Annotated in this window: 23 protein-coding genes and 2 riboswitches; of the genes, 18 read left to right on the top strand and 5 right to left on the bottom strand. The window is 64.2% G+C overall.

What is annotated here, in order from left to right; translation table 11 throughout:
- Positions 1–45: 45 nt before the first annotated feature.
- On the bottom strand, positions 46–516 hold the full coding sequence (locus tag H0485_RS00800; protein ID WP_226933419.1) for an aminoacyl-tRNA deacylase: 471 nt from the start codon (positions 514–516) through the stop codon (positions 46–48).
- Position 517: 1 nt separating this feature from the next.
- Entirely contained in the window at positions 518–1324 is an 807-nt protein-coding gene (map, locus tag H0485_RS00795) for a type I methionyl aminopeptidase (RefSeq protein ID WP_226933418.1), read from the bottom strand.
- Between the two features lie 165 nt (positions 1325–1489).
- On the opposite strand from map, the gene H0485_RS00790 reads away from it, so the two are divergent.
- The 3 genes from H0485_RS00790 to H0485_RS00780 are packed head-to-tail and all read left to right on the top strand — an operon-like array spanning position 1490 to position 3999.
- Positions 1490–2209, top strand: coding sequence for a competence/damage-inducible protein A (locus H0485_RS00790; RefSeq protein ID WP_226933417.1), 720 nt, complete (start codon positions 1490–1492; stop codon positions 2207–2209).
- A complete protein-coding gene (locus tag H0485_RS00785) occupies positions 2206–2937 on the top strand; it encodes a GNAT family N-acetyltransferase (RefSeq protein WP_226933416.1) in 732 nt (243 codons plus the stop codon). Before H0485_RS00790 ends, H0485_RS00785 begins: the two co-directional genes overlap by 4 nt.
- Positions 2938–2994: 57 nt before the next feature.
- Positions 2995–3999 carry an OmpA family protein gene (locus H0485_RS00780; protein ID WP_226933414.1) on the top strand — a complete coding sequence of 335 codons (1005 nt, stop codon included), beginning with the start codon at positions 2995–2997 and terminating at the stop codon, positions 3997–3999.
- Between the two features lie 75 nt (positions 4000–4074).
- Here the strand turns inward: H0485_RS00780 and H0485_RS00775 are convergent, their stop codons facing one another.
- Positions 4075–4980 (bottom strand): LysR family transcriptional regulator, encoded by a 906-nt coding sequence (locus H0485_RS00775; RefSeq protein WP_226933412.1) that lies wholly within the window; start codon positions 4978–4980, stop codon positions 4075–4077.
- 445 nt (positions 4981–5425) lie between these two features.
- Here H0485_RS00775 and H0485_RS00770 point away from each other — a divergent pair, with 445 nt between their 5' ends.
- Positions 5426–5701, top strand: coding sequence for an EF-hand domain-containing protein (locus H0485_RS00770; protein WP_226933411.1), 276 nt, complete (start codon positions 5426–5428; stop codon positions 5699–5701).
- A 124-nt stretch (positions 5702–5825) separates the two neighbouring features.
- On the opposite strand, the gene H0485_RS00765 is transcribed toward H0485_RS00770, so the two are convergent.
- Positions 5826–7844, bottom strand: coding sequence for an FAD-dependent oxidoreductase (locus H0485_RS00765; RefSeq protein WP_226933410.1), 2019 nt, complete (start codon positions 7842–7844; stop codon positions 5826–5828).
- A gap of 289 nt (positions 7845–8133) precedes the next feature.
- Between H0485_RS00765 and H0485_RS00760 the strand changes: the two genes are divergently transcribed.
- From H0485_RS00760 to H0485_RS00715, 10 genes are all read left to right on the top strand, one after another.
- Complete coding sequence (locus H0485_RS00760) at positions 8134–9330, top strand: MFS transporter (RefSeq protein WP_226933409.1); 1197 nt, start codon at positions 8134–8136, stop codon at positions 9328–9330.
- 66 nt (positions 9331–9396) lie between these two features.
- On the top strand, positions 9397–9807 hold the full coding sequence (locus H0485_RS00755; protein ID WP_226933408.1) for a metallopeptidase family protein: 411 nt from the start codon (positions 9397–9399) through the stop codon (positions 9805–9807).
- A 165-nt stretch (positions 9808–9972) separates the two neighbouring features.
- Positions 9973–10914, top strand: a complete 942-nt coding sequence (locus tag H0485_RS00750) for an MBL fold metallo-hydrolase (RefSeq protein ID WP_226933407.1) — start codon at positions 9973–9975, stop codon at positions 10912–10914.
- Positions 10915–11123: 209 nt separating this feature from the next.
- Positions 11124–12455 carry a glutamate--tRNA ligase gene (gene gltX / locus H0485_RS00745; protein ID WP_226933406.1) on the top strand — a complete coding sequence of 444 codons (1332 nt, stop codon included), beginning with the start codon at positions 11124–11126 and terminating at the stop codon, positions 12453–12455.
- A gap of 192 nt (positions 12456–12647) precedes the next feature.
- Positions 12648–14000: an MATE family efflux transporter gene (locus H0485_RS00740; RefSeq protein WP_435531461.1), complete on the top strand. Its 1353-nt coding sequence runs from the start codon at positions 12648–12650 to the stop codon at positions 13998–14000.
- Positions 14001–14106: 106 nt separating this feature from the next.
- Positions 14107–14213, top strand: a riboswitch (glycine riboswitch).
- Between the two features lie 5 nt (positions 14214–14218).
- Positions 14219–14291: riboswitch (glycine riboswitch) on the top strand.
- A gap of 81 nt (positions 14292–14372) precedes the next feature.
- A complete protein-coding gene (gcvT, locus tag H0485_RS00735) occupies positions 14373–15494 on the top strand; it encodes a glycine cleavage system aminomethyltransferase GcvT (RefSeq protein WP_226933404.1) in 1122 nt (373 codons plus the stop codon).
- Between the two features lie 17 nt (positions 15495–15511).
- The gene (gene gcvH, locus H0485_RS00730; protein ID WP_226933403.1) at positions 15512–15871 is read left to right on the top strand and encodes a glycine cleavage system protein GcvH; all 360 of its coding nucleotides are present in this window, start codon (positions 15512–15514) and stop codon (positions 15869–15871) included.
- 144 nt (positions 15872–16015) lie between these two features.
- Positions 16016–18859 (top strand): aminomethyl-transferring glycine dehydrogenase, encoded by a 2844-nt coding sequence (gcvP, locus tag H0485_RS00725; RefSeq protein ID WP_226933402.1) that lies wholly within the window; start codon positions 16016–16018, stop codon positions 18857–18859.
- A gap of 146 nt (positions 18860–19005) precedes the next feature.
- Positions 19006–19701 carry an AzlC family ABC transporter permease gene (locus H0485_RS00720; protein WP_226933401.1) on the top strand — a complete coding sequence of 232 codons (696 nt, stop codon included), beginning with the start codon at positions 19006–19008 and terminating at the stop codon, positions 19699–19701.
- Positions 19698–20030: an AzlD domain-containing protein gene (locus H0485_RS00715; protein ID WP_226933400.1), complete on the top strand. Its 333-nt coding sequence runs from the start codon at positions 19698–19700 to the stop codon at positions 20028–20030. Before H0485_RS00720 ends, H0485_RS00715 begins: the two co-directional genes overlap by 4 nt.
- Before the next feature lie 7 nt (positions 20031–20037).
- On the opposite strand, the gene xylB is transcribed toward H0485_RS00715, so the two are convergent.
- On the bottom strand, positions 20038–21483 hold the full coding sequence (gene xylB / locus H0485_RS00710; RefSeq protein ID WP_226933649.1) for a xylulokinase: 1446 nt from the start codon (positions 21481–21483) through the stop codon (positions 20038–20040).
- Between the two features lie 254 nt (positions 21484–21737).
- Here xylB and H0485_RS00705 point away from each other — a divergent pair, with 254 nt between their 5' ends.
- Genes H0485_RS00705 through H0485_RS00690 form a run of 4 tightly spaced genes read left to right on the top strand, consistent with a single transcriptional unit; the run spans position 21738 to position 26804 of the window.
- Complete coding sequence (locus H0485_RS00705) at positions 21738–22991, top strand: sarcosine oxidase subunit beta family protein (protein WP_226933399.1); 1254 nt, start codon at positions 21738–21740, stop codon at positions 22989–22991.
- A 9-nt stretch (positions 22992–23000) separates the two neighbouring features.
- The gene (locus tag H0485_RS00700) at positions 23001–23288 is read left to right on the top strand and encodes a sarcosine oxidase subunit delta (RefSeq protein WP_226933398.1); all 288 of its coding nucleotides are present in this window, start codon (positions 23001–23003) and stop codon (positions 23286–23288) included.
- A complete protein-coding gene (locus H0485_RS00695) occupies positions 23285–26239 on the top strand; it encodes a sarcosine oxidase subunit alpha family protein (protein ID WP_226933397.1) in 2955 nt (984 codons plus the stop codon). Before H0485_RS00700 ends, H0485_RS00695 begins: the two co-directional genes overlap by 4 nt.
- Positions 26232–26804 carry a sarcosine oxidase subunit gamma gene (locus H0485_RS00690; RefSeq protein WP_226933396.1) on the top strand — a complete coding sequence of 191 codons (573 nt, stop codon included), beginning with the start codon at positions 26232–26234 and terminating at the stop codon, positions 26802–26804. Before H0485_RS00695 ends, H0485_RS00690 begins: the two co-directional genes overlap by 8 nt.
- Positions 26805–26806 lie beyond the last annotated feature (2 nt).

Genomic DNA, 26806 nt, shown 5'->3' with positions numbered 1-26806 from the left:
ATTTGCCATGACGGAAGTGCAACCCTGCGTCATAATTTGCATAGCTTAACTGCTGAGCAAAACCGCCTTCGCGCCCAGAAAGTGCAAAGCATCGCCCGGGGCGATGCCCAGCAAGAGGCCGCGCTGTCCGGCATTGATCCAGATCTTCTCCGCGCGGCAGGGCGCCTCTTCCAGCGCCACCGGGCAGCGTTTCATCGATCCGAAGGGCGAGATGCCGCCGACATGATAGCCGGTCAGCTTTTCGGCTTTTGCCGGCAGCATCATCGCGGCTGCCTTGCCACCAAAGGCCTGTGCCACCCGTTTCATCGACAGGCTGGCCCCGGCGGGGATGAGGCAGAAACAGGGTTTCCCCTCCACCTCAACCATCAGGGATTTCAGTGTCAGATCCGGATCAAGGCCAAGCGCCTGCGAGGCCTGCAATCCGATCTTCTCGGCCCCGGGATCATAGGCATAGGGATGGAGGGTAAAAGCGATACCCGCCTTCGTCAGTGCCTGGGTGCCCCGGGTCGCAGCCATTTTATTCCCAGGTTTTGAAGAACTTCTCGCCTGGCGAGAGGGTGAAGATCTCGCAGCCATCGGCGGTCACGCCGAGCGTATGTTCATACTGGGCAGAGAGCGATTTATCGCGGGTCACGGCGGTCCAGTCATCGGCCAGAACCTTGGTTTCCGGGCGGCCGAGGTTCACCATCGGCTCGATGGTGAAGAACATGCCCTCTTCGAGCACCGGGCCTTTGCCGGCACGGCCGTAATGCAGCACATTCGGCGGCGCATGGAAGACAAGGCCCAGACCATGGCCACAAAAATCGCGCACCACCGACATGCGCTGTGCCTCGACATAGCTCTGAATGGCAAAGCCGATATCGCCGAAGGTATTGCCTGGCCTGACCGCCGCAATACCGCGCATCAGTGCCTCATGGGTCACTTCCATCAGCCGCTCGGCTTTGCGCGGCGGTTTGCCTGCAACAAACATCCGGCTCGAATCGCCATACCAGCCATCGGCGATAATGGTGACGTCGATATTGGCAATATCGCCTTCGGTCAGCACTTTCGGGCCGGGAATGCCGTGGCACACCACATGGTTAATCGAGATGCAGGAAGCGTGCTGATAGCCTTTATAGCCGATCGTGGCCGATTTCAGGCCGCGACGCTCAACCTCTTCCCGAATGAAATCATCGATTTCTGCGGTAGAGACGCCGGGTTTGACGAGAGGGCCACAGAGATCGAGGATCTCGGCCACCTGGCGTCCCGCCACCCGCATTCCTGCGAAATCTGCATCCTGGTAGATGCGGATGCCATCTTTGGTGATCCTGCCGCTCGTATCCATAGCCCCTCGCTTTCTGCGCGATTACATAGGCCCGGGGCAGAGAAAATGCCAGAGCCAGGGCCTGGCCCCGGGCTTCGGCAGATATCCTCTGGCGGGGTGGGGTAGAAACTCCGCGCATCAGCGCTATAGTCCGGCCAGCCTTTGGCAGATCAGGAGCGGCCCCCGATGCGCAATCCCACCGCAGCCATGCTGGTGATCGGCGATGAAATTCTCTCAGGCCGCACCCGCGATTCCAATCTCTGGTATCTGGCGGGAGAGCTGACCCGGGCCGGGATCAGCCTGACCGAGGCGCGGGTGGTAGGCGATGACACCGCCGCTATTGTCGCGGCGGTGCGGGCGCTTTCGGCGGCCTGTGATTACGTCTTTACCTCGGGCGGCATCGGGCCGACCCATGATGATATTACCGCTGATGCCGTGGCCGAGGCGCTCGGCGTCGGGATCTCGCTGCGCGCGGATGCGATGGACCTGCTCGGCACCCATTATCAGCGCCAGGGCCTGCCGTTTAATGAGGCGCGCCAGCGCATGGCGCGCATTCCCGACGGGGCCGAGCTGATCGACAATCCGATCTCGGTCGCGCCCGGGTTCATTCTGAAAAACGTCCATGTCATGGCCGGGGTACCGACGATTTTTGAGGCCATGCTGTCTTCGGTGCTGCCACGTCTGACCGGCGGCGCACCGCTCTTGTCGCAGAGCCTGCGGGTGATGCGGGGCGAGGGTGAGATTGCCGATGACTTTGGCAGGCTTGCGGCGGAATTCCCTGATCTGAGCATGGGCTCTTACCCCTTCCAGCAAAATGGGGCTTTCGGCACCAATCTGGTGATCCGTGGCACTGATCCCGCGCAGCTTGATGCGGCGATGCTGCGTCTGGTCAGCCTGTTCGGATGACCCCTGCTGCGCTGGCCGGGCTGATGGAGGCGACCTGGCCCCCGGCTGCGACTCGGCGGCTGGGGCGGTTTTTGCTGCGCGACGGGGCGGGCGGCGGTAAGCGGGTCTCAGCCGCTTCGCTGGAGGGGGCGGATCTGCCCGATGCCGCGGATCTGCGCGCCGCGGAAACGGCGATGGAAGAGCCGCTTTTTGTCGTTTTCCCGGGGGGTGAGGCCTTTGACGCCCTGCTCGCATCCCGGGGCTATGACATGATCGATCCGGTGGTCGCCTATCGCGCCCCGGTCGCTGTGCTGCGCCGTGATCTTGCGCCACTCGCCACCTTTGCCCACTGGCCGCCGCTGGAAATGGTCCGCGATCTCTGGGCCGAGGGCGGCATCGGTCCGGCGCGGGTGCGGGTGATGGAGCGCGTGGCCGGGCCGCATACTGCTATCCTGGCCCGGCTGGGCATCCGCAGCGCGGGGGCGGTTTTCGTGGCCTGTCACGGGGGCGAGGCAATGCTGCATGCGCTGGAAGTCACTCCGGCGCAGCGTCGGCGCGGGGCGGCAGGCAATCTTCTGGCCGCTGCTGCCGACTGGGCCGCGGCTCAGGGGGCTGAGACCCTGTCCCTCGTGGTGACAGAGCGGAACCTTGCCGCCCGAGCGCTTTACGAGCGGGCGGGCATGGTGATGGCCGGAAAATATCATTACCGCCTGAAAAAGCACGATCCCGGGGCCGATCCGGGCCGGTGAACGCGGGTTCTGCCAGGTCGACAGATCGGCGATGGGGCATGGAAAAGAGGCGATGGTTTGCCGCGAAATGTGACAAAGCCGCGAAACGGCCTGATCCTGAGCGCCGGGCGCAGCGCCTGGTTCGGGCTGAAAATTCCTGCCCTGCTGCTGGCCCTGAGTGCTCCGGCGGCGGCCTTTGAGCCCTCTTTCACCCAGCAGATCAGCAGCGTGACCGAGCTTGCGGCGGGGCTTGACAGCTATGCCATGCCCGTCGGCCCCTGGCAAAAGGCCACCGGTCTGCCGGTTCAGAGGGTCGAGGGCCAGGTCAGCCGGCGGGCCTGGCGGCTGAATGCGCCCGGGGCCACGCTTTTTGCGGTTCTGCTGCCGCTGCGCGAGCAATTGCAGGCGGCAGGCTGGCAGATCCTGTTTGAATGCGAAACCCGCGATTGCGGTGGTTTCGACTTTCGCTTCAGCACCGAGGTGCTGCCCGAGCCGGATATGCATGTCGATCTGAACCAGTTCCGGTTTCTCTCCGCCAGGCGCGGCGAGGAGGCGCTCAGCCTGCTGATCAGCCGCTCGGGCGATGCGGCCTTCGTGCAGCAGGTGGCGGTCGGCCCCGAGGCGCTGGCCCCGCTGCGCCCGGGCGGATCGGACACGCCGCCACAGAGTGAGGCCAGGCCTGCTCCCCTTCCTGAACCGGTGCCGCAGGGCGAGGGCGATGCGAGGCTGGCGGCTGGCCTGCCGCTGGTGATGGAGGATCTGGTCTTCGAATCCGGTTCGGCGCGGCTGCGCGACGGCGATTATGCCTCGCTGCAGCTGCTGGCGGACTGGCTGGGGGATGGGGCAGAGCGGCGGCTGATCCTGGTGGGTCATACCGATCTTTCCGGCTCGCTTCAGGCCAATATCACTTTGTCGAAGCGCCGGGCCGAGGCGGTGCGCGAAGCGCTGATCAGAGGCTATAAGATCGCTCCGGCCCGGCTGGAGGCCGAGGGGGCGGGCCCGCTGGCGCCGCGCAGCGAAAATTACAGCGAGGCGGGGCGGCAGAAAAACCGCAGGGTCGAGGCTATTCCCGCCCCGGGCTGAGGCGGAAGGTGCAGCTGCCGGCCGGCTTCGCGAAGCGGGGGGCGAAGCGGGCCGGGGATCTGGCCCGGCCTTCTCTCACCAGTTGTCCGGGCCTTTATCAAGGAAGCGACGCGCGAGGAAATCGATGAAAGCGCGCACTTTCGGCTGGGTGAAACGGCCCGGGGGATAGACGGCGTAAATGCCCAGAACCTCGGTCGGCAGGCCCTGAATCGCCTCTTCGATCTGGCCGTCGCGCATGGCATCGGCATAGAGAAATGAGGGCAGATAGGCGATGCCCAGCCCGGCCAGGGCGGCGTTCAGCAGGCTTTGCCCGTCATTCACCGTCAGCCAGCCGTTCGAGCGCACCTGGCGTTTCTCGCCCGAAGGCGCGGTGATCTTCCAGACATTGCCATTGGCCTGGTTCGAGTAATGCAGCAGCTTATGCTCGTTCAGATCGTCGATCTTCAGCGGGCGGCCATAGCGCTGGAAGTAAGAGGGCGCACCGATCATCCGCCGCGTGGTTTCGGTCAGTTTGCGGGCGCGCAGCGAGCTGTCCTCAAGCTCGCCCACCCGGATCGCCATGTCAAAACCTTCTGAGATCAGCTCAACATAGCGGTTGTTCAGCACCATATTGACGGTGATATCGGGATATTCGAGCAGGAAATCACCAAGGATTGGCGAGAGCAGATTGACCCCGAAATCAGTGGCAACCGAGATCCGCAGCAGACCCGAGGGTGCGGATTGCATCGAGGTGACCAGCGCATCCGCCTCGCCCGCATCATTGAGCACGCGCCGCGCCCGGTCGTAATAGGCGAGGCCAATCTCGGTGGGGCTGACCCGGCGGGTGGTGCGGTTCAGGAGCCGCGCACCCAAACGGGCCTCAAGCGAGGAGACATGTTTGGAGACTGCAGATTTTGAGATGCCCATCTTCTTGGCCGCATCGGTGAATCCACCCTGATCCACAACGGTGGCAAAAGCTTCCATTTCGGTCAGACGATCCATCGGAAATCCTCAGGTAAAACAGCCACACACCAGATGCTGCGCCAGACGTGGCGCTCTGACGACTGTTCTGGCGGTGAATTCAGGCGGGATCGGGGCAGAGGCGCGACCGATCCGGGGAATTCCCGGGGATCGTTCAAGGCAGGGAAACACCGGCCCCGGGCGCTGCCCTGCCGGTCTGCGGCAAATAAACCGGCGGGAAAACCCCGATCCGACCCGCCAGGCGGGGTTTTCCCGCTGAAATCAGCGTAACCGGCGGGGGATATCAGCCGGTTCTTCCCCGGGGCTGGATCGGGGCGTGAAATGCCTCAGACTGACGACAGGGTTGCCACAATCGTGACCCTGCCGGTCAGGCTGCCCGAACAGGCTGTATGGTGTCAGGCTGATTCTGAAACGGGCAGAACCCTGGCCGGAGCGAGACGAAACAGAAATCCGAAAGGACTGACTGATGCGCTTTAAAGCCCTTCTCACCCTTCCCGCCCTGCTGATCACCGGGGCAGCCCTGGCGCAGACCAGCCCGCCGCAGATCGCAGATAGCGATGGCAGCGGCGACTGGTCGCTCGGGGAATTGCAGGCAGGCTGGCCGGAGATGACAGCCGAAGGTTTTGCCGCGATCGACAGTGATGGTAATGGGGCGGTGACCGCAGAAGAGCTGCAGACCGCCGTTGACAATAATCTGGTACAGATGCCTGCAGCTCCGGCCAGCGGCACGGCTGCGCCCTGAGCGGGGCGGTCCTGCCTTTGTGATGCAGCACCGGTGGGAGGACACACCGGTCTGATGAAATACTGGTTTACTGAAGCACCGGAAGCGGGGCCATCGGCCCCGCTCCATCGCGATGGCGTGTCGCTCAGAGCTGCGCGGCGAGGCGCATGGCCTGATCTATCGCCCGTTTTGCATCCAGCTCGGCGGCGACATCAGCCCCGCCGATCAGATGGAACGACAGACCCCGGGCCTCAAGCTGGCGGGCAAGGCTGCGCTCGGGCTCCTGCCCGGTGCAGAGCACCACCGTGTCCGCCTCAAGCAGCTGCGGTTCGGTGCGGGTCTCGCCCCGGCTGATCTCCAGCCCCTCGCGCCGGATCGCCTCATAATTCACCCCGCCGGACATCTGCACGCCTTTGGCGGCGAGGCTGGCGCGGTGGATCCAGCCGGTGGTCTTGCCCAGTCTGCGGCCCGGTTTGCCGGGGCTGCGCTGCAAGAGCCAGATCTGCCGCTCAGCGGGCTGCGGCGCCGGGGGCACCAGCCCGCCCTGGGCCTGCCAGGGCGGGGCCACCCCCCATTCCCGCCGCCAGATACTGATATCTTCGGTCGGGCTCGGGCCGCTTTCGGCCAGATAGCCCGCCACATCAAAGCCGATCCCGCCCGCGCCGATCACGACAACCCGTTTGCCGACCGGCGCGCCTTGCAGCACCTCGATATAGCTCAGGACCGGCGCCCCCGCCTCGGTGGCAATGCCCGGATCGCGCGGCGTGACGCCGGTGGCGATGATGCGCTCCTCAAACCGCGCCAGATCATCGGGCCGTGGCTCAGCGCCGAGACGCAGGGTGATATTCGGATGCTGCATCTGCCGGGCGAACCAGCGCAGCAGCCCGTGGAACTCTTCCTTGCCGGGCACCTGTTTCGCCAGGTTCAGTTGTCCGCCGAGGCTGTCTGATTTGTCGAAAAGCGTGACCTGATGCCCGCGCTCCGCGAGGCCGCGCGCGGCGGTCATCCCGGCAGGTCCGGCCCCGATCACCGCGATATGCTTAGGCGTGGCGGCGGGGTTGAGCACCAGTTCGGTCTCATGGCAGGCCCGCGGATTGACGAGGCAGCTGGTCAGCTTTCCCGAGAAAGTGTGGTCCAGACAGGCCTGATTGCAGGCGATGCAGGGCGCGATTTCGGCCGCCCGGCCTGAGGCGGCCTTCACGATGAAATCGGCATCCGCCAGCCAGGGCCGCGCCATCGACACCATATCCGCCGCACCGGAAGCCAGCAGAGCCTCGGCCAGGTCAGGGCTGTTGATGCGGTTTGAGGCGATGACCGGCAGGCCGGTCTCGGGGCGCAGTTTCGCGGTCAGATCGGCAAAGGCGGCGCGCGGCACCGAAGTGGCAATGGTCGGCACCCGCGCCTCATGCCAGCCGATGCCGGTGTTGAGCACATCCGCCCCTGCGGCCTCTACCGCTTTTGCCAGCTGCACCACCTCTTCCCAGGCTGAGCCCCCGGGGATCAGGTCGATCAGCGACAGGCGGAAGATCAGCAGCCTGTCCGGGCCGAGTGCGGCGCGGACCCGCCTGACCACCTCAAGCGGCAGACGCATGCGGTTTTCATATGATCCGCCCCAGCGATCCTCGCGCCGGTTGGTATGGGTAACGAGGAACTGGTTGAGCAGATAGCCCTCGGATCCCATGATCTCGACGCCATCATACCCCGCCTCGGCGGCGCGGGCGGCGGCGGTGGCGATATCGGCGATCTGTTTTTCGATCCCCGCCTCATCCAGTTCGCGCGGGGCAAAGGGCGAGATCGGCGATTTGATCGCCGAGGGGGCGACGCAGTCCGGGCTATAGGCATAGCGGCCCGCATGCAGGATCTGCATGGCGATATGGCCGCCCTCGGCATGGACCGCATCGGTCACCTGTCGGTGCGCGGCAATATCCTGGACGCTGAACAGGCCCGAGGCCCCGGGCAGCACCCCGCCCTCGCGGTTCGGCGCCATGCCGCCGGTGACGATCAGCCCGGCCCCGCCGCGCGCCCGGGCGGCATAAAACGCCGCCACGCGGCTTACATCCCCGTATTCCTCCAGCCCGGTATGCATCGAGCCCATCAGGCTGCGGTTGCGCAGCTGCAGGGATCCCAGCCGGATCGGCTGCAACAGGTGGCTGTACTCTGACATGGCTTACCTCCCTCGGCCGCGCCGCTGCCCGAGGCGGGGCGTGCGGGCGGGTGCAGAAGGAAGGTGACCTGACGCGCGCGTCAAGTCACGCTCAACGCCACGTCACCGCCACGGAGCCTGGCAAAGAGGGGCAGGGGCAATGTTGCAACTCTGTGACAGGGCGGGTGAGGGGCATGGACAGGCCGGTCTTGTTATCGCAAACAGGCGCAAAGCGCGTCTCCCTCCGGATCCGGGGAGGAAGGCGCGGATCTGACCCCCATTGCTGAAATTTTGTCGTGACAGGTGCCCTATGTTCTCTCATCCCGAGCCGCGCCCAAATCTGGGACTGGCGATTCTGGCCCTTGCGCTTGGATCTTTTGCCATCGGCACATCGGAATTCGCGGCGATGGGGCTCTTGCCCTGGTATGCTGAAGACCTGGCGGTCAGTGAATCCCAGGCCGGGCATGTGGTCAGCGCCTATGCTTTTGGCGTGGTGGTCGGCGCGCCGATCACCACCATTCTCGGCGCAAGGCTGCCGCGCCGCCGCTATCTTGCGGCGCTGATCGCCGCCTATGGTCTGCTCAACCTGCTGGCCGCAGCCCTGCCAGGCTACAGCACCCTGGTCGGGATGCGTTTTCTTGCCGGGCTGCCGCATGGCGGCTTTCTCGGAGTGGCGATGCTGGTTGCGGCGGATGCGCTGCCGCATGATCAGCGCGCCAAAGGGGTGACCCAGATCATGCTGGGCCTGACCATTGCCAATATCATCGGTGTGCCCTTTGCCGGCTGGCTGGGCCAGGAGCTGGGCTGGCGCGCCGGTTTCGCGCTGCCGGGCGTGCTGGCGCTGCTCTCGGCCCTGCTGATCCTGAGGCTGGTGCCGCGGGTTGGGGTCGATCCCGATGCCAGGCCGATGCAGGAGCTGCGCGCTCTGCGCAATCCGCATGTGCTGCTGACGCTTGGTGTCGGGCTGATCGGCTGCGGCGGCCTTTTCGCGGTCTATGCCTTCCTTTCGGCGGCTTTGCGCGCCACCACGGATGCGCCGGAATGGGTGGTGCCGGTGCTGGCCTCGGTCTTTGGTGTCGGGATCACCCTTGGATCCATCCTCGCCGCACGCATGACCATCCGCTTTGGCGTGATCCGTTCCTGCCTCTATCTGCTGATCTTCTCGATCTTTGCCCAGGCTTTCTGCTCTTATGCGGTTGGCAATGCCTGGCTGATGGGGCTTTCGGCTTTGCTGCTGGGCCTGGCCTCGGGGGTTTTCGTGCCGCTGCAGACCCGGCTGATGGATGTGGCAGGCAATGCCCAGAGCATGGCGGCCGCGATGAATCATGCCGCCTTTAATGCCGCCAATGGCATCGGCCCGCTGGTCGCCGGTGCGGCGCTGGCGGCGGGCTGGGGCTATCGCTCCTCGGGGATTGTGGCGATCGGCTTTGCTCTGGCGGGTATTGCGATGCTGGCTCTGCTGGTCTGGCATAAAAACCGCTATCCGCTGGCGCAAAGCGCCGGATGATCTGATGGCGGGGGCAGGGGATGCCCCCCCTTTCCTGCCGGGCAGGGTTATGCCAGGCTTGGGCCTATGTCAGACCCAGCCGCCGATGCCCTCGCCCCCTCTCTCGAACTGATCGAAAGCCTCGCGCGCGAGGCCATGGCCAGCCTGCCTGCCCCCTGGCGCGACCCCGCCAGCCAGGTGGTGCTGCGGGTCGAGGATTTTCCGTCAGAAGCGATGCTGGAGGCGATGGATCTGAATGATCCCTTTGAGCTGACCGGGCTCTATGAGGGCATCCCGCTGACCGAAAAATCGGTGAGTGAGCAGGTGCTGCAGCCGGATATGGTCTGGCTGTTCCGCCGCCCGATCCTGGATGAATGGGTTGAGCGCGGCAATGTCAGCATCGGCGAGCTGGTCAGCCATGTCACCATTCACGAACTGGCGCATCATTTCGGCTGGTCCGATGAAGAGATCGCCGGGGTGGACCGCTGGTGGGAATGATGCCGCCGATGGCGAAACTCTGACGCGAGTGTGATGTGCTGATGTGATCTGGCAGGGCTAAGGAGCTGTCAGGCCTGCCTGTGTAGCCGGGGTGTTCTGATCAGAAAGCCCGGCTCAGCAATGCCGGGCCCGCTGCGATCCGCCTTAAGAATTCTGGAGAATATCATGCCCGGTCTGTCCCGCCGTCACGCCCTTTTCGCCGCAGCTGCTTTGCCGCTTGCGGCTGGGTTAACCGGCGGGCTGGTGACACCGGCGGCGGCAAAGATCGAGCGTCAGGGGCCGGGCGAGGGGCTCTATCGCCGTTTTCGCCTCGGCGGGTTTGAGATCACCACTTTGCTGGCCGGATCGGGCGAGAATGCCGAACCCAGGCGCAGCTTTGGCCTGAATGTCAGCGATGCGGAATTTGCAGCCGTGTCGCAGGCCGCCTTCCTGCCCACCGACCGCGCCGGCAGCAATTTCTGCCCGGTTCTGGTCAATACCGGCAGCGAGCTGGTGCTGTTTGACACCGGCCTCGCGCCGGAAGGCATCCTCGCCGCCCTGACCCAGGCCGGGGTCTCGCCCCAGGCGGTGGATGTGGTGGTGCTGACCCATATGCATGGCGATCACATCGGCGGGCTGACCATGCCCGATGGCGCAACGCCGGTCTTTCCGCGTGCGCGCTATGTCACCGGACGGGCCGAGTTCGACTACTGGTCGGGTCAGGAGAATGAGGGTTTTGACAAAAAGGTCCGCCCGCTGGCGGCCCAGACCCGCTTTGTCGCCGATGGCGATGAGGCGGCCCCGGGCATCACCGCGCTTGAGGCCTTTGGCCATACCCCCGGCCATATGGCCTGGATGCTCGAGAGCGATGGCAAGCTGATGGTGCTGACCGCGGATTGCGCCAATCACTTCGTCTGGTCGCTGGAACATCCCGACTGGGAGGTGCGTTTCGATGTCGATAAAGCCGCAGCGGCTGCGACGCGCAAACGCATCTTTGGCATGATTGCCGCCGACCGGCTGCCTTTCATCGGCTATCACATGCCCTTCCCCGGCCTGGGCTATGTCGAGCCGAAGGGAGAGGGCTTCCGCTATGTGCCCCACAGCTATCAGCTGTCCTTCGTCGAGTAATACAGAGCCTCCGGCGGGGATATTTCAGGACAGGTGAGGGGGGCGCCACGCGCCTCGAACCTCATCTGTCGGAAAATATCCCGGGGGCTGAGCCCCGCAGGGGCAAGGGGGCAGCGCCCCCGTCTTTTCCTCGCAATTCTGGACAATCCGCCAGAGCTGTGACAGAGGGAGGGCTTTGCAGGACTGTCTGCCTGCCCGAGGATCTGCTGATGTCCAAGCCCGTCGTTACCCGCTTCGCCCCTTCGCCGACCGGTTATATCCATGTCGGCAATCTGCGCACCGCGCTGATGAACTACCTGATCGCCCGCAAGGCCGGCGGGACCTTCATCCTGCGTCTGGACGATACCGACCAGGAGCGCTCGAAACAGGAATATATCGACGCGCTGCAGCAGGATCTCGAATGGCTGGGCCTGACCTGGGACCGGATCGAGCGCCAGTCGGCCCGCTATGACCGCTATGAAGAGGCGGCGGCGCAGCTGCGCGCCAATGGCCGTTTCTATGAAAGCTTTGAAACCCCGGCCGAGCTGGATCTGAAGCGCAAGAAGCAGCTGAATATGGGCCGCCCGCCGGTCTATGACCGCGCCTCGCTGAGCCTGACCGAAGAGCAGAAGGCGGCTTTCCGCGCCGAGGGCCGGGCCGGTTACTGGCGTTTCCGCCTGAACCAGAGCCGCATCGAATGGAAAGACGGTATCATCGGCGATATTTCGATCGATGCGGCCAGCGTCTCGGATCCGGTGCTGATCCGCGCCGATGGCCAGGTGCTTTACACCTTCGCCTCCTCGGTCGATGACGTGGAAATGGGCGTGACCCATATCGTGCGCGGCGCTGACCATGTGACCAATACCGCCACCCAGATCCAGATCATGGAAGCCCTGGGCGGCACGCCGCCCGCTTTCGCGCATCATTCGCTGCTTTCGGGCCCGAAAGGCGAAGAGCTGTCGAAACGTCTTGGCGCTTTGTCTTTGCGCGATCTGCGCGCCCAGGGTGTTGAGCCGATGGCGCTTTTGTCGATGATGGCGCGGCTGGGCTCGTCGAAACCGATTGAGCTGGTCTCGAACCTCGAGGAACTGGCCGAGGGCTTTGATATTGAAAGCTTCGGTGGCAGCGCGACCAAATTCGATCCGGAAGATCTGTTCCCGCTGACCCGCGCCTGGGTGCAGAACATGCCCTTCAGCAAGGTCCAGGAGCGCATTGAGGCGCTGGGGGTGCCGGCAGCCGAGGCCGAGGATTTCTGGGCCGTGGCGCGGGGCAATATCACCGTTCTCGCCGATCTTGAGGGCTGGTGGAAGCTGTTCTCGGAAGGGGCGGAGCCGCTGATCGAGGATCAGGACCGTGATTTCATCCGCGAGGCTTTCGCTTTGCTGCCGCAAGGCCCCTTCACCAAAGCCACCTGGGGCGAATGGACGGCGGCGGTGAAAGCGGCAACCGGCCGTAAGGGCAAAGATCTGTTCATGCCTTTGCGCAAGGCGCTGACCGGCCGTGGTAATGGCCCGGAAATGGCCGATGTCATGCCGCTGCTGAAGAAGCTGCCGCAGGTCTGATTTTCGCGCAGAGGCGCGCGATCCGTGCAACAAACAAGGCGCAGCGGCGTTAAGCCGCTGCGCCTTTTGCATTTCGGGATGCGCGCCAAAACCCGCATATCCGCCTGATTTCCGACCGGGAGACCGCTTTTGTCCAGCACCCAATCCCAGGCCCGCTTTGTCGAGGGCAATCTGTTTCGCCATATCACGGTGATGTCGCTGACCGCCTCGGTCGGGCTGATGGCGGTGTTTGTCGTCGATCTGATCAATATGGCCTATATCTCCTGGCTGGGCCGGGCCGAGCTGGCGGCGGCGATCGGCTATGCCGGGGCGGTGCTGTTTTTCACCACCTCGCTGGGGATCGGATTGTCGATTGCCGTCTCGGCGCTCGTCAGTCGCGCCATCGGGCAGCGCGACATGGCGCTGGCGCGTGAGAAGGCGACGACCGGGATGATGCTCGGCCTGATCTTTGGAGTGCCTTTCGCCGCCCTGGTCTGGTTCATGCTCTCGCCGATGCTGCAGCTCCTGGGGGCGGAAGGCGAGGCGCATGATCTGGCCGAGCATTATCTGCAGATCGTGACCCTCGGCCAGCCGCTGCTGATGCTGGGCATGATCGGAACGGCAATTTTGCGCAGCCATGGCGATGCTCAGGCGGCGATGATGGCCACGGTCTGGGGGGCGGTGGTGACGGCGGTGCTGGATCCGCTGCTGATCTTTGGCCTCGGGCTTGACCTGACCGGGGCGGCGCTGACCGGCATCATCAGCCGGGCGCTGATCCTGTTCATGGCGGTCCGGCCGGTGATCAGGAAACATGGCGGCTTTAACCGGCCGACGCTGCGCGGCGTTCTGCGCGATATGGCGCCAGTCTGGGCCATCGGTATTCCGGCCATTCTGACCCAGATTGCCACCCCGGTGGGCCAGGCTTTCGTCACCCGCATGGCCTCGGGCTTTGGCGAGGCGGCGGTGGCGGGCATGGCGATTGCCGGGCGTCTGACCCCGGTGGCCTTCGGGGTGATCTTCGCCCTGGCCGGGGCTCTGGGGCCGATCATCGGCCAGAATCTCGGCGCCGGACGGATGGACCGGGTGCGCCAGGCTTTCCGCGATGCGCTGATCTTTATCGCGGTGATCATCCTGGTGGTATCGGGCCTGCTCTGGCTGCTGCGGGCCCCGATTGCCGATCTGTTCCGCGCCGAAGGCCTGACCCGTGAGATCGTCTATCTCTTTTGCGGACCTCTGGCATTATTATGGTTTTTCAACGGGGTCATCTTTGCCGGCAATGCGGTCTGCAATAATCTGGGCCGTCCTTTCTGGTCGACGGTGGTCAACTGGGGCCGCCATACCCTTGGCACCATTCCCTTTGCCTGGTGGTTTGGCCAGCTCTGGGGGGCCCAGGGAGTGCTGATCGGTCAGGCGGTTGGCGGCGTTGCCTTTGCGCTGCTGGCCTGGGGTTTTGCCGCCCTGGCGATCCGCCGCCCAAATGTGCCGATCGGCGTCCGGCCCGTCGCACCGGCCGCGCTGAGCCAGCCCGAGGCCGAGCCCGCCGCCCCGGGCGAGCGCCGGGCCTGAACCGGGTTGCACTGGTCGCGCCTATCGGTTCCATAGCTTTTATCTATTGAGATATTTGACTGGCAAATTGCCCTTGCTGCTCCTCTGGCAGATCGGCTATGCAGAGAGCGCAGGATCGGGAGAATCCGGGCAGGGAGGCAGGTCTTCCGGGTCCGGTGCCGAAGGAGCAACCGCCCCGGTAAACTCTCAGGCGCAAGGGACCGTTTCTGCAAGGAAGACTCTGGAGAGAGGCGCAACCGCGCCCGCCGAAGGGATAACGATCTCAGGCGCGCCACGGGCGCAAGGACAGAGGGGGCACCGTGCGGCAGGGGTACTGCTGTAATCGGTGCCGGCATATGTACCGGCCATAACTGAAAACAGGGGAGGGCCGGTTTGACCGACCTTTTGCGTCTTCCGCTGCACGGGCTGCATGTCAGTCTTGGCGGCAAAATGGTGCCTTTCGCGGGCTATGAGATGCCGGTGCAATATCCCGCCGGGGTAATGGCCGAACATCTGCACACCCGTTCGCAGGCCGGGCTTTTCGATGTCAGCCATATGGGCCAGGTGGTGCTGCATCCCACCAGGGGCATGGAGGCCCTGGCCCTGGGGCTGGAAAAACTGATGCCGGTCGATGTGCTGTCGCTGCCGCCGGGCCGTCAGCGCTATGGCCTGTTCACCAGCGCTGATGGCGGCATCCTGGATGATCTGATGTTTGCCAATCGCGGCACGGATTATCTGCTGGTGGTGAATGCCTCGCGCAAAGAGCATGACTTCGCGCATCTGGCTGCCCATCTCGGCGATGTGGCGCGGGTTGAAGTGCAGCATGAGCGCGCACTCTTCGCGTTGCAGGGCCCCGCGGCAGAGGCGGCTTTTGCCAGCTTGGTGCCCGAGGCCGCCGGCATGCGCTTCATGGATGTGCTGTCGGTGGATAGTGTTTTCGGTCAGCTCTGGCTTTCGCGCTCGGGCTATACCGGCGAGGACGGGTTTGAGATTTCGGTGCCCTTCGGCGGGGCCGAGGATCTGGCCCGGGCGCTGCTGGCGATTGAGGGGGTGATGCCTATCGGCCTTGGCGCGCGCGACAGCCTGCGGCTTGAGGCCGGGCTTTGCCTTTATGGCAATGATATGGACGAGACCACTTCGCCGGTCGAGGCGGGGCTGGGCTGGGCGATCCAGAAGGCCCGCCGCAGCGGCGGCGCGCGCGAGGGCGGTTTCCCGGGCGCGGCGCGTATCCTGCGCGAGCTGAGCGAAGGCACCGAGCGTCAGCGCGTGGCTTTGCGCCCGGAAGGCCGGGCGCCGATGCGCGAAGGTGTCGGACTCTACTCGACCGATGGCACGCCGATCGGCAAAATCAGCTCGGGCGGCTTTGGCCCCTCGGTTCAGGCACCGCTGGCCATTGGCTATGTCGCCACGGCTTTCGCGCCGCTGGGCACGGTGATCGAGGGCGAGCTGCGCGGCAAACGCGCGCCCCTGACCGTCACCGCGGCGCCTTTCCACCCCCATTCCTATAAACGCTGAAACCCGAGGGATCAGAGATGAAATTTACCAAAGAACATGAATGGCTCCGCGTCGAGGGGGATCTGGTCGTCGTCGGTATCACCGAACATGCTGCGGAAGCACTTGGCGATGTGGTCTTCGTGGAACTGCCGGAGCGTGAAACCCAGGTGGCCGCCGGTGACGAGGTCTCGGTGATCGAAAGCGTGAAAGCGGCCTCGGATATTCTGGCCCCGGTCGATGGCGAGATTGTCGAGGTTAATGACAAGCTCTCGGACAATCCCGGCCTGGTGAATTCGGATCCGCTGGGCGAGGCCTGGTTCTTCAAGATGAAGGTTGATGATCTGAGCGTGCTCGATGATCTGATGACCGAAGACGAATATAAAGACATGATCGGCTGAGGCCGGTTGCAGAGGGGGCGCCTGTCGCCCGCTCTGCGGCAAGACGAAGTGCCGGGGGATGCGTCCCCCGGACCCCCTGGGATATTTTCAGACAGATGAACGGGGCGGCGCGCGGTGCGTCAGTCCTCTGTCAGGAGCTGCGCGATGACCGAATTCACGCCGACCGACTACAACCCCTATGATTTCGCCAACCGCCGCCATATCGGCCCCTCGCCCGCTGAAATGGGCGAGATGCTGAAAGCGGTGGGGGCCCCGACGCTCGATCAGCTGATTGCCGAGACCGTGCCCGCCTCGATCCGTCAGGAAAAGCCTTTGGGCTGGGCGCCGCTGGCCGAGCATGAGCTGCTGGCCAGGATGAAAGAGGTCGGCGCGAAGAACCGCGTCATGACCTCGCTGATCGGCCAGGGCTATTACGGCACCGTCACCCCGCCGGCGATCCAGCGCAATATCTTTGAGAACCCGGCCTGGTATACCGCCTATACCCCCTATCAGCCCGAGATCGCCCAGGGCCGTCTTGAGGCGCTGCTGAATTATCAGACCATGGTCTGCGACCTGACCGGGCTTGATATTGCCAATGCCTCGCTGCTCGATGAGGCGACGGCGGCAGCGGAAGCCATGGCCATGGCCGAGCGCTCGTCGAAATCCAAGGCCAAAGCCTTCTTCGTCGACCGCTTCTGCCATCCACAGACCATCGCCGTGATCCGCACCCGGGCCGAGCCGCTCGGGATTGAGATCATCGAGGCGGATGTGGCGCTGCTTGAGCCGGAGAAAGTCCTCGGTGCGATCTTCCAGTATCCGGGCTCTTACGGCCATGTGACCGATTTCACCGCCAAGATTGCTTTGCTGCATGAGCATAAGGCGCTGGCGATTGTCGCCACCGATCTGCTGGCTCTGTGCCTGCTGAAAGAGCCGGGCGCGATGGGCGCGGATATTGCCATTGGCTCGGCGCAGCGCTTTGGCGTGCCGATGGGCTATGGTGGCCCGCATGCTGCTTTCATGGCCTGCCGCGATGGTCTCAAGCGCGATATGCCGGGCCGGATTGTCGGCGTTTCGGTCGACAGCCATGGCACCCGCGCCTACCGGCTGTCGCTGCAGACGCGCGAGCAGCATATCCGCCGCGAGAAAGCCACGTCGAACGTCTGTACCGCCCAGGCTTTGCTGGCGGTTATGGCCTCGATGTATGCGGTGTTCCATGGGCCGAAAGGCCTGCGCGCCATTGCCGAGCGCGTGCATTCGATGACCCAGCGTCTGGCTCATGCCCTGAAAGCCGCCGGTGCCAAAGTCGCGCCGAAGGCCTTCTTTGACACGATCACCGTTGAGGTCGGCGTTGGTCAGGCCGGTATCCTGGCCGCGGCCCGCAATGAGGGGCTGAACTTCCGTAAGATCGGCAATGACCGGATCGGGATCTCGCTGGATGAGACCACCTCGGAAGAAGTGCTGACCCGCGTGCTGAGGGCCTTTGGCATTCTGGGCGTACCGCCGCATCGCGCCGAGCTGGGCTTCCCCGACAAGATGCTGCGCGAGACGGAATATCTGACCCATCCGATCTTCCATATGAACCGCGCCGAGAGCGAGATGATGCGTTATATGCGCCGTCTCTCAGATCGCGATCTGGCGCTGGACCGGGCGATGATCCCGCTTGGCTCCTGCACGATGAAACTGAATGCGGCAGCCGAGATGATGCCGGTCAGCTGGCCGGAATTCGGCTCGCTGCATCCCTTTGCCCCGGCCGATCAGGCGGCGGGCTATCATGAGGCGATCAGCGATCTGACGGCGAAGCTTTGCGAGATCACCGGCTATGACGCCTTCTCGATGCAGCCGAATTCGGGGGCACAGGGCGAATATGCGGGCCTCCTGACCATCCTCGCCTATCACAAGGCGCGTGGCGATGAGCAGCGCAAGATCTGTCTGATCCCGATCTCGGCGCATGGCACCAACCCGGCCTCGGCGCAGATGGCGGGTATGGAAGTGGTCGTGGTCAGATCCTCGCCCAATGGCGATGTCGATCTGGACGATTTCCGCGACAAAGCCGCGAAAGCCGGTGACCGTCTGGCGGCCTGCATGATCACCTATCCCTCGACCCATGGCGTGTTTGAGGAGACGGTGCGCGAGGTCTGCAAAATCACCCATGAGCATGGCGGCCAGGTCTATATCGACGGCGCCAATATGAATGCCATGGTCGGGCTGGTGAAACCGGGTGAGATCGGCGGCGATGTCAGCCATCTCAACCTGCATAAGACCTTTGCCATTCCGCATGGCGGCGGCGGTCCGGGCATGGGTCCGATCGGCGTCGGCGCCCATCTTGCCCCCTATCTGCCGGGCCATCCGGAAACCGGCGGCGCAGAGGGGCCGGTCTCGGCGGCCCCGTACGGTTCGGCCTCGATCCTGCTGATCTCCTGGGCCTATTGCCTGATGATGGGCGGTGAGGGTCTGACCCAGGCGACCCGCGTGGCGATTCTGAATGCGAATTATATCGCGGCGCGGCTGAAGGGCTCCTATGAGGTGCTCTATATGGGCAACCGCGGCCGGGTGGCGCATGAATGCATCCTCGATACCCGTCCCTTCGCAGAAGCGGGCGTCACCGTGGATGATATCGCCAAGCGTCTGATCGACAACGGCTTCCACGCGCCGACCATGTCCTGGCCGGTTTCGGGTACGCTGATGGTCGAGCCGACGGAATCCGAGACCAAGGCCGAGATTGACCGCTTTATCACCGCGCTTCAGGCGATCCGCGAGGAGATCCGGGCGGTCGAGAATGGCGAGATCAAAGCCGAGGAAAGCCCGCTGCGCTTTGCACCCCATACGGTCCAGGATCTGGTTCAGGACTGGGATCGCAAATATTCGCGCGAACAGGGCTGCTTCCCGCCCGCCGCCTTCCGCGTCGATAAATACTGGCCGCCGGTCGGCCGGATCGACAACGTTTATGGCGACCGCAACCTTGTTTGCACCTGCCCGCCGCTGGAAAGCTATCTCGACGCGGCCGAGTGAGCGTAAAGCGGTGATCTGACACCGGCGGGGAGAGGGGAAACCCTCTCCCCGTTTTCTGTTGGCCCGGTCGCATATGCGGCCGGGCTTTGACTTCGGCAAAGGGGCAGGTTAGCGCTTGCCGCATCATGACCGAAAATGCATCGCCCGTGACCTTTCGCAGCGGCCTGATCGCCGCTCTGCCCATTGTGCTCGGATATTTTCCGATCGCCTTTTCCTTTGGCGTTGCCGCCACAAGGACCGGGCTGACCGGGATTGAGGCCGTGGCTCTCTCCCTGCTGATCTATGCCGGGGCCTCGCAGTTTCTGGCGCTGACGCTGTTTGCCTCCGGCGCGCCGGTGCTGGTGGCGGCCTTTACCCTGATCGCGATGAATCTGCGCCATCTGCTTTATGGCCCGGCTCTGATGAAACAGGCGGGGCCTGAGGCCGGGCGCAGCAAGGCCTGGGCCTGGGCCTGGGGGCTGACCGATGAGGTCTTTGGCCAGGCGCTTGGTGCGCTCACCCGTGGCCAGCGCTTCTCGGAAGCCTATATGTTTGGGCTTGGCTTTGCCGCCTATGCGGCCTGGGTCTCGGGCACGGCGGTCGGGGCCTTAGCCGGAGGCGGCGCGCTTGACGCCTGGCCGGCGGTGGGGGCGGGGCTTGATTTCATGCTGACCGCGCTGTTCCTCGCGCTGCTGATGTCGATCCTCAGCCGCGCCGCTCTGCCGGCGATTCTTGCCGCCGGGGTGGCGACCGTTCTGGGAACGGTTTTCTGGTCCGGCACCACCGGCATTCTGGCCGGGATGATCACCGGCGCGCTGGCGGGCGTTGTCGCAACCCGGATCCGCGGGGAGGCGGCGCAATGAACACTGATCTCCTGCTGGTTGCGCTGATGGCGGGGCTTGCCAACTGGGGCTTTCGCGCCCTGCCGATCCTGCTGATGCGGGGCGAGGCAAGGCCCGGCGGCATTTTCGCGGCCTTCCTCGCCTCGACCGGCCCGGCGGCGATTGCCACCCTGGTGGTGGCCTCACTGTTGCCGCAGCTCTGGCCCGAGCAGAAAGACCCTTTGCCGCTGGCGGCGGGCGTGGTGGTGACGGTGCTGGTCTTTCTGCCCAGGCGCTCGGTCGTGGCGGCAACCCTCGCCGGGGCTTTTGCCTGCGGTCTCGCCTATGCCGCTTTGCACGGCGGGCTCTGAGCCGGTCTCAGCCTGCCAGCGCCGGATAGAGCCTGCGGTAGCGCTCATGCGCCTCGGCGAAAGCCGGGGCGAGGGCGCGGTCTGGGGTGAAGCTGCTGGCAATGGCCGGGGGGGTGCAGACCGCATCCGGGTCGGCGCCGCTCGCGGCGAGCATGGCCAGACGGGCGGCCCCGAAAGCCGCGCCGAAATCACCGCCGACCGGCAGATCGACCGGAATGCCCAGGGTGGTGGCGATTACCTTCAGCCAGTAACCAGAGTTTGAGCCGCCGCCGACCGCGACCAGCCGCGACAGGCTGGCCCCGGCTGCCTGCAGCGCCAGAAGGCTATCGGCCAGGGCAAAGGCCACCCCCTCCATCACCGCGCGGGTCAGGGCGGCGCGGTCCGCACTATGCGAGAGCCCAGAGAAGGCGCCGCGGATCTGCGTGTCATTATGCGGTGTCCGTTCGCCCGAGAGATAGGGCAGGAAGGTGACCTCGCCCGGGGCCTGGAGATCTGGGCCAAGCGCGCGTGACAGATCGGCGGCACTGCTGCCGGTGATCCTGGCATACCAGTTCAGCGCATCGGTGGCGGACAGGATCACCCCCATCTGATGCCAGCGGCCGGGCAGCGCATGGCAGAAAGCATGAACCGCGCTTTCCGGGCGCGGGCGGAAAGCGTCATTCGCGGCAAAAATCACCCCGGAGGTGCCCAGCGAGACAAAGGCCTCACCCTCGCGCGCGATCCCCATACCGATGGCCGAGGCGGCATTGTCGCCCGCGCCGCCTGCTACCAGCACCGGGCCTTTCAGCCCCCATTCGGCCAGAAGCTCCGCGCGCAGTTCCCCCCCGGGGGCCGAGCCCTCGACCAGATCAGGCATATGTTCGCGCGTCAGACCGGTTGCCTGCAGCAGGCTGTCCTCCCAGTCGCGTTTCGCCGGGTTCAGCCAGGAGGTGCCTGAGGCATCCGACATATCCGAAATATGCGAACCGGTCAGCCAGAGCCGTAACGCGTCTTTCGGCAACAGTACTTTCGCGGTTCTGGCAAAAAGCTCCGGCTCATGGTGTGCCAGCCAGAGCAGTTTCGGCGCGGTGAAGCCGGGGAAAACAATATTGCCGGTCAGCGCCCTGAAGCGCGGATCCTGGTCCAGTTCGCTCGCCTCTGCCGCGGCCCGGCTGTCATTCCACAAAATCGAGGGGCGCAGCGGCTGATCCGCCGCGTCAAACAGCGTTGCGCCATGCATATGGCCTGACAGGCCGATGGCCCGCACCGCGGCAAATTCCCGCGGCAACTGCGCCCGCAGGCTGGCGACAGCGCTGGAGCAGGCCTCATTCCACAGCGCGGGATCCTGTTCTGACCAGCCCGGGTGGGGGCGTGATACCGGGGTTGCGGCACTGGCCGAGCCGATCAGGCGCTGATCCTCATCCATCAGCAGCGCGCGAATGCCCGAAGTGCCAAGATCCAGACCGAGATACATCATCTGCCTCACTGATTACGCGGGGAAAGGGGGGCTCTGGCCGCTTACCCGGATCTGATGCCCTGAATTGGGCTGTTGGGAAAGAGTTTGTTTTCAGATGCTTCAGCCCGGCAGGAAACAGGCTCAGCGCAGTCTGACCGGCTTTTGAAGGGAAAAACGAACGATGTCCGAAACGGAAGGGTCGCCGTCTGAAACAAGCGAGTAAAGCCTTTCGAAAACCTTGATAACAGAGGGAAACCGGGCGCGAGGAACTGATGCGGTATTCGGGATTCAAAGTGATCAAAGAGGCCCTGACCGGCCATAAAGGCTGGAAGCCCGTCTGGCGCGACCCTGAGCCGAAAAAGCATTATGACATCGTCATCATCGGCGGCGGCGGGCATGGTCTGGCAACGGCCTATTACCTCGCCAAAGTCTATGGCAAGGCCAATGTCGCAGTGCTGGAAAAAGGCTGGATCGGTGGCGGCAATGTCGGGCGTAATACCACGATTGTGCGCTCGAACTATCTGCTCGACGGCAATGAGCCTTTCTATGAGTTTTCCATGCAGCTGTGGGAAAATCTCGAGCAGGATTTCAATTATAACGCCATGGTCTCGCAGCGCGGCGTGCTGAACCTGTGCCATACCGATGCGCAGCGCGATGCCTATCGCCGCCGCGGCAATGCGATGCGGCTCAATGGTGTCGATGCTGAGCTGCTCGATACCGAGGGCGTGCGCGCCATGGCGCCGTTCCTGAACTTCAGCTCGGCGCGCTTCCCGATCAAGGGCGGGCTGTTGCAGCGCCGGGGCGGCACCGTGCGCCATGATGCGGTGGCCTGGGGCTATGCCCGCGGCGCCGATGAGCGCGGCGTTGATATCATTCAGAACTGTGAAGTCACCGGCTTTAAGATCGAGAATGGCAAGGTGCTGGGCGTCGAGACCACACGGGGCTTTATCGGCGCGGGTAAAGTCGGCTGCGCCGTGGCGGGGAATTCCTCGAAAGTCATGGCCCAGGCCGGGATCAGCAGGCTGCCAATCGAGAGCACGGTGCTGCAGGCCTTTGTCTCCGAGGGGCTGAAGCCGGTTCTGCCGGGTGTGATCACCTATGGCGCGGGCCATTTCTACGTCAGCCAGTCTGACAAGGGCGGTCTGGTCTTTGGCGGCGATCCGGACGGCTATAATACCTATGCGCAGCGCGGCAATCTGCCGGTGGTGGAGGATGTCTGCGAAGGCGGCATGTCCCTGATGCCGATGATCGGCCGGGCGCGGCTGCTGCGGATCTGGGGCGGTATTATGGATATGTCGATGGATGGCTCGCCGATCATCGACCGCACCGATATCGACGGTCTCTATTTCAACGGCGGCTGGTGCTATGGCGGCTTTAAGGCCACCCCGGCCTCGGGCTGGTGCTTCGCGCATCTGCTGGCCACCGACAAGCCGCATCAGGTTGCCACGGCCTATCGTTTCGATCGCTTCCGCAAGGGGCTGATGATTGACGAAAAGGGCATGGGCGCCCAACCGAATCTGCATTGAGGCCCTGACATGATCATCAACCACCCGCTTCTTGGGCCGCGCGATTCGCAGGAATTCGTCTATCTGGGCGATGCCAGCCTGATCAACCGCCCCGATGGCCTGGCCGAAGGCGCTGCCGAGGCTTTGTATGAATATCTCTACCTGCGCGAAAACCCCGCCGGTGAACATCAGGAACTGTGGTTCCACGAGCAGGGCGACCGCTCCTGGCTGGTGGTGACCCGCAATACCCTGACCCATGAGATTACGCGCGTTGAGCTGGCCCGTGATGTGGCCCGCGCCCGCGGGAGGAGCAAATGAGCCAGATCAATCGTCTGCAGGGCGGGCAGATCAACCGCTCGAAGCTGCTGAACTTCACCTTCGATGGCCGGTCCTTCCAGGGCTATGAGGGCGATACGCTTGCCTCGGCGCTGCTGGCCAATGGTCAGCGCCTGATGGGGCGTTCGTTCAAATATCACCGCCCGCGCGGTCCGATCTCTTCTGGCTCGGAAGAGCCGAATGCGATTGTGGAACTGCGCAGCGGCGCCCGTCAGGAGCCCAATACCCGGGCCACCATTGCGGAGCTGTTTGACGGTCTGAGCGCGAAAAGCCAGAATTATGTCGGCTCGCTGAAATGGGACTGGCTGGCGGTCAATGACCGGCTGTCGAATTTCTTTGCTGCAGGGTTCTATTATAAGACCTTCATGTGGCCGAAGGCCTTCTGGGAAAAACTCTACGAGCCGATGATCCGCCGCGCGGCGGGGCTTGGCAGCCTGTCGATGGAAACCGATCCCGACTGCTATGACAAAGGCTTCCTGCATTGCGATCTGCTGGTGATCGGGGCCGGGCCTTCGGGGCTGGCAGCGGCACTGACGGCGGCACGCTCGGGGGCGCGGGTCATTCTGGCGGATGAGGACTTCACCCCGGGCGGGCGTCTCAATGCCGAGACTTTCAGCCTTGGTGATCAGTCAGGCGCGGCCTGGGCGCAGGCGGCAATTGCCGAACTGGCCTCGATGCCGAATGTGCGTGTTCTGAGCCGGACCGTGGTTCTGGGTGCTTTTGATCACGGCATTTACGGCGCGCTTGAGCGGGTCGCGGACCATGTGGCGGTGCCGGCGGCGGGCAAGCCGCGTCAGATCCTGTGGCGGATCTATTCGCAGCGGGCCGTTCTGGCGGCGGGGGCCACCGAGCGTCCGATTGCCTTTAAAAACAATGACCGCCCCGGCATTATGATGGCAGGCGCATTGCGCGCCTATGTCAATCGCTGGGCCGCGACCCCGGGCCAGAGCGTTGCCGTCTTCACCAATAATGACGACGGATTGCGCACGGCGCAGGATCTGCTGGCGAAAGGTGTGAAAGTCAGCGCCGTGATCGACAGCCGTCAGGATGGCCCCTCCTTCCAGGGCGCCGAGCATTTCCGCGGTGCGGTGGTCACGGATGCCAGCGGTCGGCTCGGGCTGAAATCGGTCACGGTCAGACTTGCCAGCGGCGAGAGCCGCCAGATCGCCTGCGAGGCGCTTGGCGTCTCGGGTGGCTGGAATCCGAATGTGCATCTGACCTGCCATCAGCGCGGTCTGCCGGTGTGGAATGAGGCACTTTCTGCCTTTGTGCCAGGGGCCGCACTGCCGCCGGGGATGCTGGTTGCCGGGGCGGCAAGTGGTGCCTTCTCGACCGCAGGGGCGCTGGCTTCGGGGGCTTCGGTCGCGGCTCAGGCGCTTGAGGGCCTTGGGATCCGTGCCGTGGCGGCTGATCTGCCCCAGGCCGAAGATGCGCCGACCCGTGTCACGCCGCTCTGGTATGTGCCGCATAAGGGCCGCGCCTGGCTGGATCAGCAAAATGACGTCACCGTCAAAGACGTCAAGCTGGCGCATCAGGAGGGCTTCCGCTCGGTCGAGCATCTCAAGCGCTATACCACGATGGGCATGGCAACCGATCAGGGGAAAACCTCGAATATTGGCGGTCTGGCGGTGATGGCCGAGATGACCGGCAGGTCGATCCCCGAAACCGGCACCACGATCTATCGCCCGCCCTATACCCCGGTGCCGATTGCCGCTTTCGCCGGCCGCTCGGCCGGTGCGGATTTCCGTCCGAAACGCCTGACACCTTCGCATGTCTGGGCCGCCGAACAGGGCGCGGTCTTTGTCGAGGTCGGCATGTGGTACCGCGCGCAATGGCTGCCGAAAGCCGGTGAGACCACCTGGCGCCAGTCGGTCGACCGCGAAGTGCTGCAGACCCGTAAATCGGTCGGCATCTGCGATGTGACGACGCTCGGCAAGATAGACGTTCAGGGCCCGGATGCGGCTGAATTCCTGAACCGGATCTATTGCAACCCCTTTGCCAAACTTCAGGTGGGCAAGGTCCGCTACGGGCTGATGCTGCGCGAAGACGGCATGGCGATGGATGACGGCACCACGGCGCGTCTGGCCGAGGATCACTTCGTCACCACCACCACCACCGCCAATGCCGTGGGCGTCTACCGCCATATGGAATTCGCGCGGCAATGCCTCTGGCCTGATCTGGATGTGCAGCTGATCTCGACCACCGAGGCCTGGGCGCAGTTCTCGGTTGCCGGACCGAATGCGCGTAAACTGCTGCAAAAGATCGTTGATCCGGAATTCGACATCTCGAACGAGGCCTTCCCCTATATGGGCTGCGGCGAGATTACCGTCTGCGGCGGGCTGCGCGCGCGTCTGTTCCGCATCTCCTTCTCGGGCGAACTGGCCTATGAGATCGCCGTGCCGACCCGCTATGGCGATGGTCTGGTGCGCGCGATGATGGAGGCGGGCCGCGAATTCGATGCGGTGGTCTATGGCACTGAGGCCCTCGGCGTGATGCGGATCGAGAAGGGCCATGCGGCCGGGAATGAGCTGAACGGCACCACCTCGGCGCTGAACCTCGGCATGGCCGGTATGGTCAATAAGAAAAAAGACTCGATCGGCTCGGTGCTGTCAGAGCGCGAGGGGATGAACCAGGCCGATGCGCTGAACCTCGTGGGCTTTGTGCCGGTGGATGCCTCAAAACAGCTGCTGGCGGGGATGCATTTCATCAATCTCGGGGCCGAGGCGGTGAAAAAGAACGATCAGGGCTATATGACCTCGTGCTGCTACTCGCCGCATCTGGGTTCGTCCATCGGCCTTGGCTATCTGAAAAACGGGGCGGCCCGTAAGGGCGATACCCTGCGCGCGGTCAACCCGCTCGCCGGTGAGGAGGTCGAGGTCAAAGTCGTCTCTGCCCATTTTGTCGACCCTGAAGGAGAGCGTCTGCGTGGCTGATCATCGTCTGAAACCGATCACCCCCCTCGGCAGCGACACCCCGCGCCAGGACCGTATCAGCGGCGTGACGATCACCGAGGTCGTTGACACCGCCCTTGCCGCTCTGGCCGCGCGCCAGAGCAAAGCGGCAGAATTTGCCGCCAGCGCAAAGGCCTTCTTTGGCTTTGAGCTGGCCGCTCCGGCACGGGTCTCGGGCGGCGGGGCGTATACCGCCTTCTGGACCGGGCCTGAGCAATGGTTCATCGAGGCCCCTTTTGCCAGCCATGAGGATATTGCCTCGCTGGTCAAAGCGGGCTTTGGCGCCAGCGCCTCGGTCACCGAACAGACGGACGGCTGGTGCCGTTTTGATCTTGAAGGTCAAGGCGTGATTTCCGTTTTCGAACTTCTGAGCAATCTCGATCTCGGAAAACTGCCCTCAGGCGGCACCAGCCGCAGCATGATCGAACATCTGGGCTGCCTTGTGATCTGCCGTGAGCAGGGCCGGCATTATTCGGTCTATGGTCCCCGTTCCTCGGCGGCCTCGCTGCATCATGCGCTGGTGACGGCGGCCAGGTCAGCGCTCTGACC

Source organism: Pseudogemmobacter faecipullorum (assembly GCF_020539525.1).
GTDB classification, from domain to species: Bacteria; Pseudomonadota; Alphaproteobacteria; order Rhodobacterales; family Rhodobacteraceae; genus Pseudogemmobacter; species Pseudogemmobacter faecipullorum.
The sequence above is the reverse complement of the archived record's forward strand: the minus strand, read 5'-3'. Positions and strand labels throughout refer to the sequence as shown.